This is a genomic window from Micromonospora sp. NPDC003816, from assembly GCF_042874705.1.
Classification (GTDB): Bacteria; Actinomycetota; Actinomycetes; order Mycobacteriales; family Micromonosporaceae; genus Micromonospora.
Genome location: NZ_JBIANP010000007.1, coordinates 144709 through 158544 on the forward strand (window position 1 = coordinate 144709; position 13836 = coordinate 158544).

Sequence of the window (13836 nt, forward strand, 5' to 3'; positions counted from 1 at the left end):
AGAGGATCAGGCAAGAGCACAGGACCATCGTTCTAACGTCCTCGCTGCCCCGGCTGCTTATATGGGTGAGTCGATATCTCATCGACAGCGTCCCCACTGGAGGAATAACCGACATGACCATCGACCACGGCTTCCACGCCACCATGACCGCACAGCCCGGCATGGGCGACGAGGTGGTCGCGCTGCTGCTCGACGCCCCCGCGCTGACGCACCCGGACTGTGTCGTCTTCCTGGTCGGACGCTCGGCCGGCGACCCCGACGTCGTCCACCTCACCGAGGGCTGGACCAGCCGGGCGGCCCACGCCGAGTTCTTCACCACCGCCCCGGCGCGCGACCTCGTCACGCGACTCGAACCGCTGCTCGCCGCCGAGGCGACCTACACCGACGAGGTGCCGGTCGGCGGTAGAGCCGCCCTCTGAGCCGACACCCACCCCCGCCGACCCGAGGACCCGCCATGACGTTGCCCCGCCCCGACCTCGACCCCGACCTGCGGGCACTGCTCGCCGACCTGCCGCTGGTGGCCCGACTCGACGCCGACGTGCTCGAACAGATCCGGCCCTACGCCACCACCCCCGTGGAAACCCTGCTCGACGGCGTGTCGGTGGACCGACAGGAGATCACCGTCCCGGCCGCCGACGGCACCCCGATCCCGCTCGCCGTGCTGCGCCCCGCCGGGAGCAGCGACGGCGCACCGGCACCGTGCGTCTACTGGATCCACGGCGGCGGGATGGTCCTGGGCGACCGCTACGCCCAACTCGACATCCCGCTCGAATGGCTGGACCGCTTCGGTGCCGTGGTCGTCTCGGTGGACTACCGGCTGGCGCCCGAGGTGACCGGCACGACCCTCGTCGAGGACTGCTACCAGGGTCTGCTCTGGACCGCCACGCACGCCGCCGACCTGCACATCGATCCGGCCCGCCTGGTCGTCGCCGGGGCCAGCGCGGGCGGCGGCCTGGCCGCCGGGGTGACCCTGATGGCCCGTGACCTCGGCACTCCGCCGATCGCCGCCCAGGTGCTCATCGGCCCGATGCTGGACCACCGCAACGACACCACCTCCAGCCGGCAGTACTCCGGTGGACCCGGTGTCTGGACCGGCGAGTCGAACGAGTTCTGCTGGCGCTGCGTCCTGGGTGAGGAGACCGATCGACCGGTGCCCGCGTACGTGTCGCCGGCGCTCACCGACGACCTGGGCGGACTGCCCACCACCTACGTCGACGCCGGCTCGGCCGAGGTCTTCCGGGACGAGAGCGTCGACTACGCCAGCCGGATCTGGGCCGCCGGTGGTCAGGCCGAACTGCACGTGTGGGCGGGTGGCTGCCACGGTTTCGACGCGATCCTGCCGCAGGCCGCCATCTCCACCACGGCCCGCCGTACCCGCACCGACTGGCTCGCCCGGGTGCTGAGCTCCGACGAAGGGAACCACTGACCATGCGTATCGCCATCGTCACCGGCGGCAGTTCCGGCATCGGCCAGAGTGCCGCGCTCCAGATCGCCCGACGCGGCACCGGGGTGATCCTCACCTACCAGAACAACCCGACCGGGGCGCACGACACGGTGGCGCGCATCGAGAGCGACGGTGGCCGCGCCGTCGCGTTGCCGCTCGACCTCGGCGACTCCACACGCTTCCCGGCCTTCCACGACGCGGTGGTCACCGCGCTGCGCGACACCTGGCAGCGGGACACCTTCGACTACCTGGTCAACAACGCCGGGGCGAGCCGGACGGCGACGTTCGAGGACACCACCGAGGAACTCTTCGACGACCTCATGCGGGTGCTGTTGCGAGGGCCGTACTTCCTCACCCGGACGCTGCTGCCCCGGCTGGCCGACGGCGGCGCGATCGTCAACGTCGCCAGCAACGCCGTCGGTGCCGGCCTGGAGTCCGGCTACTCCGCCTACGGCACCATGAAGGGCGGCCTGGTGGTGCTGACCCGCTACCTGGCCAAGGAACTGAGCGGGCGGGGTGTACGGGTCAACTCGGTCTCCCCCGGCTCCACCCGCACCCGCATCGCCGGCGACGCCTTCGCCCGGCACCCGGAGGTGATCCCGCAGTTGGCGGCCCAGACCGCTCTCGGCCGGGTCGGTGAACCGGACGACATCGGGGTGGCCATCGCCGCCCTGCTCGACGACGCGGGCCGATGGATCACCGCCCAGGACATCGAGGTGTCCGGCGGTTATCGGCTCTGACGGGGCGGCCGGGGCGGGTGGCTCGTCCGCCCGCCCCGTCGACCGGGCACCATGGTGGCCGACAGGAGGGTTGGCGACGACGCGGCGTAACGGGCATGATCGTGTTTCGCTGCGAGGGACCGTCCGGATCGTCAGATCGGGGTGGCAGGAGGGACGCCGTCGATGACGCCGGCACAACTACGCGCGTACGTCGCGGTGGTCCGGATGGGTTCGGTCAAACAGGCCGCCGCGCAACTCGACGTCTCCGAGTCGGCCGTCTCGTTGCACATCGCGCAGTTGCGCAAGGAGTTCGGCGACAAGTTGTTCACCCGTACCGCCGTCGGGCTCGCCTTCACCCCCGGCGGGCTGCGGCTGGCCAGCCGGGCCTCGGAACTGCTGGGCCTGCAGGACCGCACGGTGGTCGAGGTGACCGCGGCGGCGCGGGGACGACGGATGTTGCGGGTCGCCGCGTGCAGCCTCTTCGCCGAACTCGCCGCGCCCGGCCTGATCAAGCTGTTCACCCGGCGCGCCGCCGACCTCGACGTCGAGCTGAGCGTGCGCGACGCGGGTTCCTTCGAGACGCTGCTGCTGACCCGCGCCGTGGACATCGCGATCGGTCCGCAGCCGCCGGTGGTCGACCCGGCGATCACCTGCCGGCCGGTGATGAACTACCGGCTCGTGACCGTCGTCGGACCGGAGCATCCGCTGGCCGGAGTGCGGGCGTCGGCGGCCCAACTGCGCGAGCAGACCTGGCTGCTCGGCCCCTCGGGCACCGCCCAACTGGGTGCGGTGCCGGCGATGCTGCGCCGACTCGCCGTGCCCGAGGACCGGCAGCAGATCTTCCAGAGCCACGCCGCCGCGCTCGGCGAGGCGAAACGGGGCAAGGGCATCGCGCCCGCGCTGGCGTTCACCGTCGCACCCGAGGTCCGCAGCGGTGACCTGCTGCTGCTGGCCGGCCCGCACACCCCGGTCGAGGACGGCTGGCACTCGCTGCTGCTGTCCAGTGCGGGTGCGCCCTCAGCCGCCGCGGAGCTGTCCCGGTTCGCCTCCACCTCCCGCGCCATCCAGGCGATGATGCGCGGCGCGGGCGTCAGCGTGGGTCACTTCAAGCCGGCGGTCCACGTGACGCTCTGGAGCTGACCGGCGGCGTCCAGCAGGTTCTGGAACGTACCGGCCGGCAGCAGCCGGTCGCAGTAGGGCAGCGCGGCGGCCATGCCGGCCACCCGGGGGGCGAAACCGGGTGCGCCGGCACGCGGGTTCAACCAGACGATCCGGTACGCCCGACGGCGCAGCCGGGCCATGGCGGCGGCGAGGTCGTCGGGCGGGTCGCTGTCCCACCCGTCCGACCCGATCACCACCACGGCACCGCGAACGAGATCGCCGTGGTGGGAGGCGAGCAGCGTCCGCACGTTGGTGGCGATCCGGGTGCCGCCGAAGCGGTCGGTCACCGCCACGCCGGCCCGGTCCACCGCCTCGACCGGCGAGGAGTGCCGCAGCACGGTGGTGAGCCGGGTCAGCGTCGTCGCGAACGCGAACACCTCGGCGTCGCTGACCGTGGCGAACGCCCGCATCAGGTGCAGGTAGGCGGTCGCCTGGGCCCGCATCGACTCACTGACGTCGCAGAGCAGCACCACCCGGCGCGGTCGGCGGACCTGCCGTTCGCGTATCACCTCCACCGGCTCCCAGCCGGTGCGGCGGGCCCGCGCCACGGTCGGTCGCAGCGCGATCCGCCGTCCGGCCGGACTGACCCGGTGCCGCCGGGTACGCCGGGTCGGCCAGCGGCGCACGGCGGCCCGCAACACCTCGCCGAGCAGCGCCACCTGCCCGTCGTCGAGGTCCTCGAACGGCCGGTCGGCGAGCCCGGCGAGGGCGGCCGGACGCCGCTCGGGCAGGCGCAGCGCCGCGTCGGACTCCTCCGCCTCGGCCACCGCCGGAGGCAGCGTCGCCCAGGGCAGCCCGCCGCCCGAACCCGCGCTGTCGGTGTCGGCGGGCAGCGGCACGTGCACCTCGTCGCGACGACCCGGCCCGGTCGCCGCCGCACGGGTCACCGGCAGCGGCGGCGCATCGGCGAAGACCGCCTGGAAGACGGCGTCGAAGGTGGCCAGGTCGGCGTGCCGCCGCACCAGGCTGACCCGGGCACTCCAGTACAGCGTCGACCGGTCCGCCGGGGACGCGGCGACGATCGCGCGGACGAAGTCGTCGACCTGGGTGAGCCCGGCCGGTACGCCGGCACGACGCAACCGGTCGGCCAGCGCCACGGCGAACGCGGCGCGGTCGACGCCGCGCAGCACCCCTGCGGTCACCTGCGGGCGATCAACCAGGCGATCACCGCGCCGACCACGACGAGACCGACGACCAGCGGCACCACGCGCTTGGTGATCGACCCACCGGCGATGCTGAGCAGGTCCAGCGCCTCGTCGTCGTCGCTGTCGGCAGGAGTCGGCGCGGCGGCGCCCCGGGTCACCGGTGCGACGGTGGCCGATGCCGGTTCGGCGACCACGGTCTGCCGCGTGGTCGTGGCGTCCCCGGTGGTCGTCGTCGCGGCGGCGGGGGCAGCGGTCGCGGTCCGCAGGGGGTCCCCGCCGCCGGCGGTCGCCTCGGTGCCGACGGCTTCGGTGGCAGGGGCGAGGTCCACCGGGTTCGGGTGCGCCCCGGCGGTGACGGTCTCCCCCGCTGCCGGTGCGTCGGTCGCCGCTGCGGCGTCGGTCGGGGCGGGCGCGGGGCGCGACGTGGCCGAGGCGGGCGCGGCGTCGGCCGCGACCGGCGCGGCGTCCACCGTGGCCGGTGCGGCGGCGGGCGGCGCCTCGGTGGCGGGTGCGGCGGTGTCGGCCTCCTCGGCCGCCAGCTTGGCCTCCAGGTTGGTGACGAACTGGGCGAGCAGCTTGCCCGACACCTCCTTGATCATGCCGCTGCCGAACTGGGCCAGCTTCCCCGAGATCCGCAGGTCGGTGTCGACGCTCACCAGGGTCCGGTCGCCGTCGGGACGCAGGGCGGCGGTGACCACGGCGGCGGCGTTCGCCGCCGAGCGGGCGTCGCGGCCCTTGGCGTCGATCACCGCCCGGTACGCGGCGTCGTCCTTCTCGACGAACTGCGCGGTGCCGGCGAACTCGGAGATGACCGGGCCCACCTTGACCTTCACCTTGCCCTTGTGGACGTCGCCGTCGACGCCGGTGAGACGGGCACCCGGCATGCAGGGGGCGATCCCCTCCAGGTCGGTGAGGACCGCCCAGGCCCGATCGATCGGGATGTTGACCACGAAATCATTGTTGAGCTTCACGATTGACTCTCCTGGAGTGTGCCGAGCGCGGCGGCCACGGTGACGCGGTCGTCGGGGGTCTTGGCGATGGTGCCGATGGTCCGCAGGACGTCGTCACCGGCGAGGTCGGTGGCACCGAGCACGGACAGCGCGGACACCCAGTCGATGGCCTCGGCCATCCCGGGCGCCTTGTCCAGTTCCCGGCCGCGTACGGCACCGACGAACTCGGTCGCGGTGCGGATCAGCGGCTCGGCGGCCGTCGGCACCGCCCGGCGGACGATCTCGGCGGCCCGGTGCGGCTCCGGGAACTCGATCCAGTGGTACAGGCAGCGACGGCGCAGCGCGTCGTGCAGTTCGCGGCTGCGGTTGGAGGTGAGCACGACGATCGGCGGGGTGTGCGCGGTGAACGTGCCGAGTTCCGGGATGGTGATGCCGGCCTCGCCGAGGAACTCGAAGAGCAGCGCCTCGAACTCGTCGTCGGCACGGTCGATCTCGTCGATCAGCAGCACCGGTGGCACCGGCCCCGGATGGCGTACCGCCCGCAGGATGGGCCGTTCCTGGAGGAACTCGGCGCTGAACAGGTCACCGTCGGTCAGCCGGGCCCCCTGCGCCTCGGCGAGTCGGATGGCGAGCAGTTGCCGCTGGTAGTTCCACTCGTAGAGCGCCTCACCGGCGGTCAGGCCCTCGTAGCACTGCAACCGGATGAACGTGGTGTCCAGTGCCCGGGCCAGCGCCTTGGCGGCGGCGGTCTTGCCGACGCCGGGCTCCCCTTCGAGCAGCAGCGGCTTGCCGATCCGTACGGCCAGGAACAGCGCCATCGCCAGGCCGTCGTCGGTCAGGTAGTCGACGGCGTCGAGGCGACGCGCGACGTCGGGCGCGTCCTTCACCGGGCCTGCTCCGTCAGCAGTCGCTCGTAGTCGGCGCGGGTGTCCACGTCGATCGGCACCGGCCCGTCCACCGGCAGCTCGGTCACCGGATGACGGCCGGAGTGCAGCAGCTTCCACACGGCCTTGTCGCCGTGCAGGTCGGCCAGGTCGGGGAAGACCGCCCGGCCGAACCGGAACGGGTGCCCCGGCCCGTCGGCGTACCGGCACACCCCGAGCGGCGTGTCGGTGGCGGCGAGCCGCCGCACGTCGTCGGCGCGGACGCCGGGCTGGTCGCCGAGGAGCAGCACGAGCGCGTCGGCGCGCGGGTCGACCGCCCGCACGGCGGTGCTGATCGACGAGCCGCACCCGGTGCTGAAGGCCGCGTTCTCCACCACCTCGCACCCGGTCAGGTCGACCCGGTCCCGGACCTGGTCCGCCGCGCCGCCGAGGGTCACCAGGAGCTGACCGAAGCCGCACGAGCGGGCCAGGTCCAGGGTCGCGTCGAGCAGGGTCCGCCCCCGGTACGGCAGCAGTTGCTTGGCCTCACCGAGACGCACCGACGCCCCTGCGGCGAGCACCAGACCGGTCACGTTCACGGCTACCCGCCCGTGAAACGCGCGAGGCATCCGGGGCAGCAGAACCAGTGGTCCGTGCCGTCCACCCGGGCGTGCGGGGTGTCCGGTCCGACGGTCACCGTCATCCCGCACACCGGGTCCACCGCCTGCTGAGGACGGACCACGGGCGCGCCCGCCGGGGGCCGCAGGTCGTCGCGCCGGACCGCGCGCACCACGTCGGCCATGATCGCCAGGGCGATCTCCGGCGGGGTACGCGCACCGATGTCCAGCCCGGCCGGCGCGTGCACGCGGGCCCGTTCGTCGTCGGTCAACGTCAGCTCGTCGAGCAGCGCGGCGGCCCGCTTACGGCTGGCGACCAGCGCGACGTGGCCCACGCCCGCGTCCAGCGCGGCCCGGATCGCCTCCGAATCGCCCTTGCCGAGACCGGCCACCACCACGGCCGTGGCGCCGGCGTAGTCACCGGTCTCGACCACCTCGAAGTCGAGGAAGCGTGCCAGCGTCGCCACGGCGGCGCTGATCGGGCTGGTGCCGGCCACCCCCAGCACCGCCGCGGGCAGCATCGGCCGGAGGAAGACCTCGACCGCGCCGCCGGAGTGGCACGGGTTCACCACCACCCGCGCACCCGGGGTGTCGGGGAAGGTGTCCGTGCCGTCCGGCAGCACGCGCAAGAGCAGGGTGCTCCCGTCGCGCAGGGTGTCCAGCGCGGCGGCACGGACCGAGTTCTCGGCACACGCCCCACCGACGAAGCCCTCGATCGACCCGTCCGGCAGGATCACCGCGTCGTCACCCGGCCGCGCCGACGTCGGTTCCTGCGCGCGGACCACCGTGGCGTGCACGAACGGTTCCCGGGCGGCGCGCAACGCATTCGCCCGGTCGGCGATCGTCGTCGACATGTCGCCTCCTCAGATCGGCGGTCGGGCCTGGCCGCGCATGGCGTCCCAGACCCGCGACGGCGTCAGCGGCATGTCGGCGTGCCGGACACCGAAGGGCTTCAGGGCGTCCACGACCGCGTTGACGATCGCCGGTGGTGAGCCGACGGTGGCCGACTCCCCCACGCCCTTGGCGCCGATCGGGTGGTGCGGCGACGGGGTGACCGTGTAGCCGGTCTCCCAGTCGGGCACCTCCAGCGCGGTCGGGATGAGGTAGTCCATCATGGACGCGCCGAGGCAGTTGCCGTCCTCGTCGAAGGCGATCATCTCCATCAGCGCCATGCCGACGCCGTCGGTCAGGCCGCCGTGCACCTGCCCCTCGATGATCATCGGGTTGATCCGGGTGCCGCAGTCGTCGACCGCGATGAACCGGCGCACCGTCACCTGGGCCGTGCCCGGGTCGATATCCACCACGCAGATGTACGCCCCGTGCGGGTACGTCAGGTTCGACGGGTTGTAGCAGATCTGCGCCTCCAGTCCGCCCTCGATACCGTCGGGCAGGTCACCGGCGCCGTGCGCGCGCATGGCGATGTCCTGTATCGTGACGGACTTGCCCGGGTCGCCCTTGACGTGGAAGGTGCCCTTCTCCCACTCCAGGTCGGCGACGGACACCTCCAGCATGGCCGATGCGATGATCTTCGCCTTGTCCCGGACCTTGCGGGCGACCAGCGCGGCGGCGGCCCCGGAGACCGGGGTGGACCGGCTGCCGTACGTGCCGAGACCGAACGGGGTGTTGTCGGTGTCGCCGTGCACCACGTCGATGTCGTCCGGCGGGATGCCGATCTCCTCGGCGATGATCTGCGCGAACGTGGTCTCGTGGCCCTGTCCCTGCGACTGCACGCTGAGCCGGACCACGGCCTTGCCGGTCGGGTGTACGCGCAGCTCGCAGCCGTCGGCCATGCCCAGCCCGAGGATGTCCATGTTCTTGCGGGGACCGGCGCCGACGGCCTCGGTGAAGAACGCGATGCCGATGCCCATCAGCTCGCCCCGAGCACGCTTCTCCTCCTGCTCGCGGCGCAGCTCGGCGTAGCCGGCCATCTCCATGGCCAGCCGCATGGTCGGCTCGTAGTCGCCCGAGTCGTAGACCCAGCCGGTCTTCGTCGTGTACGGGAACTGCTCGGGCTGGATGAAGTTCTTCAGCCGCAGCTCCGCCGGGTCCATGCCCAACTCGTCGGCGAGACAGTCGACGATCCGCTCCACCAGGTACACGGCCTCGGTGATCCGGAACGAGCAGGCGTACGCGACACCGCCGGGGGCCTTGTTGGTGAAGACCGCGGTCATCTTGCAGTAGGCGGCCTCGATGTCGTAGCTGCCGGTGAAGACGCCGAAGAACCCGGCCGGGTACTTGACCGGCGCGGCGGTGCCGTTGAAGGCGCCGTGGTCGGCGAGCACGTTGGTGCGGATGGCCAGGATCTTGCCGTCCCGGGTCGCCGCGATCTCACCGCGCATGATGTAGTCGCGGGCGAAACCGGTGCTGATCAGGTTCTCCGAGCGGTCCTCCATCCACTTCACCGGCTTGCCGGTGACGATCGAGGCGACGATGGCGCAGACGTACCCGGGGTAGATCGGCACCTTGTTGCCGAACCCGCCGCCGATGTCCGGCGCGATCACCTGGATCTTGTGCTCGGGGATGCCCGCCACGATGGCGTACAGGGTGCGGTGCGCGTGCGGCGCCTGGGTGGTGGACCAGAGCCGCAGCTTGCCCTCGATCGGGTCGAAGTCGGCGAGCGCGCCGCAGGTCTCCATCGGCGCCGGGTGCACGCGGGGGTAGACGATGTCCTCGCTGACCACCACGTCGGCGCGGGCGAACGCGGCCTCGGTGGCCGCCTCGTCGCCGGTCTCCCAGTCGAAGCAGTGGTTGTTCGCCTTGCCCTCGAGGTCGTCGCGGATCACCGGGGCGTTCGGCTCCAGCGCGCGGCGCACGTCGACGACCGGGTCGAGGATGTCGTACTCGACGTCGATCAGTTCCAGCGCGTCGCGGGCGGCGTACCGGTCCTCGGCGACCACGAAGGCCACCTCCTGGCCCTGGAAGCGCACCTTGTCGGTGGCGAGCACGGCCTGCACGTCGTTGGAGAGCGTCGGCATCCAGGCGAGGTTCTGCTCGGCCAGCATCGCCCCGGTCACCACCGCCTTGACCCCGGGCGACGCCTCGGCGGCGCTGGTGTCGATGGAGACGATCCGGGCGTGCGCCACCGGCGACCGCAGGATGGCCAGGTGCAGCATGCCGGGCAGTTGCACGTCGTCGACGTAGCGGCCCCGGCCCCGGACGAAGCGCGGGTCCTCCTTGCGGAGCATCCGGCCGTACCCGACCGGCTTCTGGTCGTTGTCGTGGAACGTGTCCACGGGCTCGTGCACGGTCGTCATGCGGGGCTCCCGGCAGGCTGGCCGGCGTCGGAGATCTCGCCGGCGGCGGGTGATTCGGTGGACTCGACGACCTTGGCGGCGGCGGCCTGCTCGTGCACGGCGGCCCAGCGCACGGATCGGACGATGGTGGAATACCCGGTGCAGCGGCAGATCTGGCCCGAGATCGCCTCGCGGATCTCCGGCTCGCTCGGGTCGGGGTTGCGGTTCAGCAGCGCCCGCGCGGTCATCATCATGCCCGGCGTGCAGAAACCGCACTGGAGGCCGTGGCACTGCATGAAGCCCTGCTGCACCGGGTCCAGCTCGGCGCCGGAGGCAAGGCCCTCGACGGTACGCACCTCGTGGCCGCCGGCCATCGCGGCGAGCACCGTGCACGACTTCACCGGCTCGCCGTCCAGCCAGACCACGCAGGTGCCGCAGTTGCTGGTGTCGCATCCCCAGTGCGTGCCGGTCAGGCCCAGCACGTCCCGCAGGAAGTGCACGAGCAGCAGCCGACCCTCGATCTCCCGGGTGACCTCGACGTCGTTGACGGTCATGGTGACCTGCATGCTCAGCTCCTCGCCCGCTCGGCGGCCCGGCGCAGGGCCCGCTTGGTCAGCTCGGCGGCCAGATGCCGCTTGTAGTCGGCACTGCCGCGTTGGTCGGTGACCGGTTCGCACTGGCTCGCCGCGATCTCGCCGGCCCGCGCGAACACGCTCTCGGTGGGCTCCTGCCCGCGCAGCGCGGCCGAGACCTCCGGGATGCCGGTGGTGTTCGGGCCGACCGCGGCCAGCCCCACCCGGGCGTCGGAGATCACGCCGCCGTCCAGCCAGATCGCCGCGCCGGCCGAGACCACGGCCCAGTCGCCGGCCCGGCGCTCGACCTTCTCGTACGCGCTGCCGCCGCCGGGGCGTACCGGCAGCCGGACCTCGATCAGCATCTCGGCCTCGCCGACCGCCGTCTCGTACGGTCCGACGTGGAACTCCTCCATCGACACGATCCGCTCGACGCCGCCGGGCCCCCGGATCACGCAGCTCGCGTCCAGCGTCGTGCAGACCGCTGACAGGTCCTCCGACGGGTCCGCCTGGCAGAGCGACCCGCCCAGGGTGCCCCGGTTGCGCACGATCGGGTCGGCGATCACCCGCTCCGCGTCGGCGAAGATCGGGAATGCGGCGGCCAGTTCGGCGGATTCCAGCAATTCACGGTGCCGGGTCAGTGCGCCGATCCGCAACTCGTGCCGGCCGGGTCGGATGTAACCGAGTTCCGGGTGCAGATCGTTGATGTCGATCAGATAGTCGAAATTGGCCAGGCGCAGCTTCATCATCGGCAGCAGGCTGTGCCCACCGGCGATCAGCCGGGCCGTTCCGCCCAGCCGTTCCAACAAACCTATGGCCTGGTCCACACTGGTGGCGCGCTCGTACTCGAACGGTGCCGGAACCTGCATGATGTCGCTCCTCCGCGGTCCCGCCAGAATCTGGTCGGGCCCGTTTCCAAAGTCAACGTCGACCTAAGCAATTGCTTAGGTCGGGTTGACGACGACACCGGCGGCCACGGATGGTGCAACCATGCGGGACATCGCGGACGGACTGACGGACTGGCGTGCGGCCGGCGTCGCGTTCGCCGTGGCGACCGTCGTCCGCACCTGGCGCTCGGCGCCCCGGCAGCCGGGGGCCACCATGGCGGTCAACGCCGAGGGTGAGGTGCTGGGCAGCGTCTCCGGCGGCTGCGTCGAGGGCGCGGTCTTCGACCTGTGCCGGGAGGCCATCGAGACCGGCAAGTCGCGGACCGAGATCTACGGCGTCAGCGACGACGACGCGTTCGGCGTGGGCCTGACCTGCGGCGGCACCATCGAGGTCCTGGTGCAGCCGGAGGTGGCGCTGACCGAGACCGACGCGCTGCTCGACGCGATCACCACCGGCCGGCCGGTGGCCACCGCGTCGACCGGGGATGCCCAGCTCGTGGTCTGGCCCGACCGGGTCGCCGGCAGCCTCGGCGATTCCGACCTGGACCGCGCGGTGGCGCAGCAGGCCGCCGGGATGCTGGCCCAGGGCAGCACCGGCACCGTCCATCTCGGTACGCACGGCGAGCAGCGCCGTGACGAGGTGTCGGTCTTCGTCCAGTCCTACGTGCCGCCGCCCCGGATGATCGTCTTCGGCGCGATCGACTATGCCGCCGCCGTCGCGCGGATCGGCCGCTTCCTCGGCTACCACGTCACGCTCTGCGACGCCCGCGCGGTGTTCGCCACCCGGAAGCGTTTCCCGGACGTCGACGACCTCGTGGTGCGCTGGCCGCACGAGTACCTCGCCGCGACCGTCGTCGACGAGCGCACCGTGCTCTGCGTGCTGACCCACGACCCGAAGTTCGACGTCCCCCTGCTCCAGGTCGCCCTGCGCACGCCCGCGCGCTACATCGGCGCGATGGGCAGCCGCCGTACGCACGACGACCGGATGCGCCGGTTGCGCGAGGCGGGGGTGGACGAGGAGACCCTGACCCGGCTGCGCTCCCCGATCGGGCTCGACCTCGGTGCGCGTACCCCGGAGGAGACGGCGGTGGCCATCGCCGCCGAGATCGTCGCCGGGTCCTGGGGCGGCTCGGGTCGTCCGCTGACCGAGCTGGACAGCCCGATCCACCACGCCTGAGCGCCCACCGCACCGCCGATCCCGGCTCAGACGGTGATGACGACCTTGGCGCGAGCGTGCTCGCTCTCCAGGTACCGCATCGCCGCCGGCACCTCGGCGAGCGGATAGGTGCGGTCGACGACCGGGGCGACCAGACCGGCCTCGACCAGGTCGCGCACGCCGGCCAGCAGTTCCCGGCTCGGTGGCGTCGCGAGCAGTTCCCACCGCTCACCGGTGACGCGCGCCGCCACCTGCGCCCGCAGGAGCAGCGCCATCGGCCCGACGAGGGCGGGTCGGCCCCGGAAGGTCCCGCCGCCGGAGAGCACCAGCGTGCCGCCGGGAACCAGTGCGCGTCGCAGGTCGGCCAGGGATCGGTTGCCGACCAGGTCCAGCAGGACGTCGTAGCGGCGGCCGAGGCGGGCGAAGTCGTGGGTGGTGTAGTCGACCACGTGGTCCGCGCCGAGCGACCGGACCAGGTCGACGTTGCGGGTCCGACACACCGCCGTCACGGTGGCCCCGAGCGCCTTGCCGATCTGGACGGCGAACGTCCCCACACCGCCGGAGGCGCCGTTGACCAGCAGGTGCTGCCCGTCGCGCAGCCGCCCCACGTCGCGGACGCCGAGCAGGGCCGTGTTGCCGGCCAGCGGCAGTGCGGCGGCCTGCGCGACGGTGAGCGTCGCCGGTGTCGACTCGACCCGCGCGGCGGGTACGCAGAGGTACTCGGCGAACGCGCCGTGCAGGTCGCCGGTGTCGCCGTACACCTCGTCGCCGGGGCGGAAACGGTCGACGTCGGCGCCGACCGCCTCGACGGTGCCCGCGAAGTCGGTGCCCCGGATGACGCGCCGGGGCCCGCGCAGCCCCATCATCTGCGGCGCGGCCAGCCGGGCGAGGTAGGGGTCGCCCCGCAGGACGTGCCAGTCCCGCGCGTTCAGCGCGGCCGCGTGCACCCGCACCAGCAGTTCGTCGGCGGCCGGGACCGGCCGGTCGACCTCCTGGAGCCGCAACACGTCGGGTGAGCCGTATCGGTGCGCAACGATCGCCTTCATGTCGCCATGGTGTCGCTCGCGGCGGGGCGACTCATCGGCACAC

Annotated in this window: 14 protein-coding genes; 5 read left to right on the top strand and 9 right to left on the bottom strand. The window is 72.6% G+C overall.

Annotated features, from left to right (window positions below; translation table 11 throughout):
* Positions 1-113 precede the first annotated feature (113 nt).
* The 4 genes from ACFYTT_RS22575 (at position 114) to ACFYTT_RS22590 (ending at position 3303) form a co-directional block, all read left to right on the top strand.
* A complete protein-coding gene (locus ACFYTT_RS22575) occupies positions 114-419 on the top strand; it encodes a putative quinol monooxygenase (protein ID WP_131054840.1) in 306 nt (101 codons plus the stop codon).
* A 35-nt stretch (positions 420-454) separates the two neighbouring features.
* Positions 455-1426 (top strand): alpha/beta hydrolase, encoded by a 972-nt coding sequence (locus tag ACFYTT_RS22580; RefSeq protein ID WP_387261893.1) that lies wholly within the window; start codon positions 455-457, stop codon positions 1424-1426.
* 2 nt (positions 1427-1428) lie between these two features.
* Positions 1429-2184: an SDR family NAD(P)-dependent oxidoreductase gene (locus ACFYTT_RS22585; protein WP_131054842.1), complete on the top strand. Its 756-nt coding sequence runs from the start codon at positions 1429-1431 to the stop codon at positions 2182-2184.
* A gap of 162 nt (positions 2185-2346) precedes the next feature.
* Positions 2347-3303, top strand: coding sequence for a LysR family transcriptional regulator (locus ACFYTT_RS22590; RefSeq protein WP_176093948.1), 957 nt, complete (start codon positions 2347-2349; stop codon positions 3301-3303).
* Here ACFYTT_RS22590 and ACFYTT_RS22595 read toward each other — a convergent pair.
* The 8 genes from ACFYTT_RS22595 to ACFYTT_RS22630 are packed head-to-tail and all read right to left on the bottom strand — an operon-like array spanning position 3264 to position 11573.
* A complete protein-coding gene (locus ACFYTT_RS22595; protein ID WP_387261896.1) occupies positions 3264-4466 on the bottom strand; it encodes a VWA domain-containing protein in 1203 nt (400 codons plus the stop codon). The genes ACFYTT_RS22590 and ACFYTT_RS22595 overlap by 40 nt on opposite strands.
* On the bottom strand, positions 4463-5440 hold the full coding sequence (locus tag ACFYTT_RS22600) for an SRPBCC family protein (RefSeq protein ID WP_387261899.1): 978 nt from the start codon (positions 5438-5440) through the stop codon (positions 4463-4465). Before ACFYTT_RS22600 ends, ACFYTT_RS22595 begins: the two co-directional genes overlap by 4 nt.
* On the bottom strand, positions 5437-6306 hold the full coding sequence (locus ACFYTT_RS22605) for an AAA family ATPase (RefSeq protein WP_387261902.1): 870 nt from the start codon (positions 6304-6306) through the stop codon (positions 5437-5439). The genes ACFYTT_RS22600 and ACFYTT_RS22605 overlap by 4 nt, the downstream gene beginning before the upstream one ends.
* Positions 6303-6911: an NTP transferase domain-containing protein gene (locus ACFYTT_RS22610; protein ID WP_387261905.1), complete on the bottom strand. Its 609-nt coding sequence runs from the start codon at positions 6909-6911 to the stop codon at positions 6303-6305. The genes ACFYTT_RS22605 and ACFYTT_RS22610 overlap by 4 nt, the downstream gene beginning before the upstream one ends.
* Entirely contained in the window at positions 6884-7753 is an 870-nt protein-coding gene (locus ACFYTT_RS22615; RefSeq protein WP_387261907.1) for an XdhC family protein, read from the bottom strand. The genes ACFYTT_RS22610 and ACFYTT_RS22615 overlap by 28 nt, the downstream gene beginning before the upstream one ends.
* Positions 7754-7762: 9 nt before the next feature.
* Complete coding sequence (locus ACFYTT_RS22620; protein ID WP_176093943.1) at positions 7763-10153, bottom strand: aerobic carbon-monoxide dehydrogenase large subunit; 2391 nt, start codon at positions 10151-10153, stop codon at positions 7763-7765.
* Complete coding sequence (locus ACFYTT_RS22625; RefSeq protein WP_176093942.1) at positions 10150-10698, bottom strand: (2Fe-2S)-binding protein; 549 nt, start codon at positions 10696-10698, stop codon at positions 10150-10152. Before ACFYTT_RS22625 ends, ACFYTT_RS22620 begins: the two co-directional genes overlap by 4 nt.
* A 2-nt stretch (positions 10699-10700) precedes the next feature.
* Positions 10701-11573, bottom strand: a complete 873-nt coding sequence (locus ACFYTT_RS22630; protein ID WP_131053981.1) for a xanthine dehydrogenase family protein subunit M — start codon at positions 11571-11573, stop codon at positions 10701-10703.
* 121 nt (positions 11574-11694) lie between these two features.
* On the opposite strand from ACFYTT_RS22630, the gene ACFYTT_RS22635 reads away from it, so the two are divergent.
* Positions 11695-12768 carry an XdhC family protein gene (locus ACFYTT_RS22635; RefSeq protein ID WP_387261913.1) on the top strand — a complete coding sequence of 358 codons (1074 nt, stop codon included), beginning with the start codon at positions 11695-11697 and terminating at the stop codon, positions 12766-12768.
* Between the two features lie 26 nt (positions 12769-12794).
* Here the strand turns inward: ACFYTT_RS22635 and ACFYTT_RS22640 are convergent, their stop codons facing one another.
* Complete coding sequence (locus ACFYTT_RS22640; protein WP_176093940.1) at positions 12795-13793, bottom strand: NAD(P)-dependent alcohol dehydrogenase; 999 nt, start codon at positions 13791-13793, stop codon at positions 12795-12797.
* Positions 13794-13836: the final 43 nt, after the last annotated feature.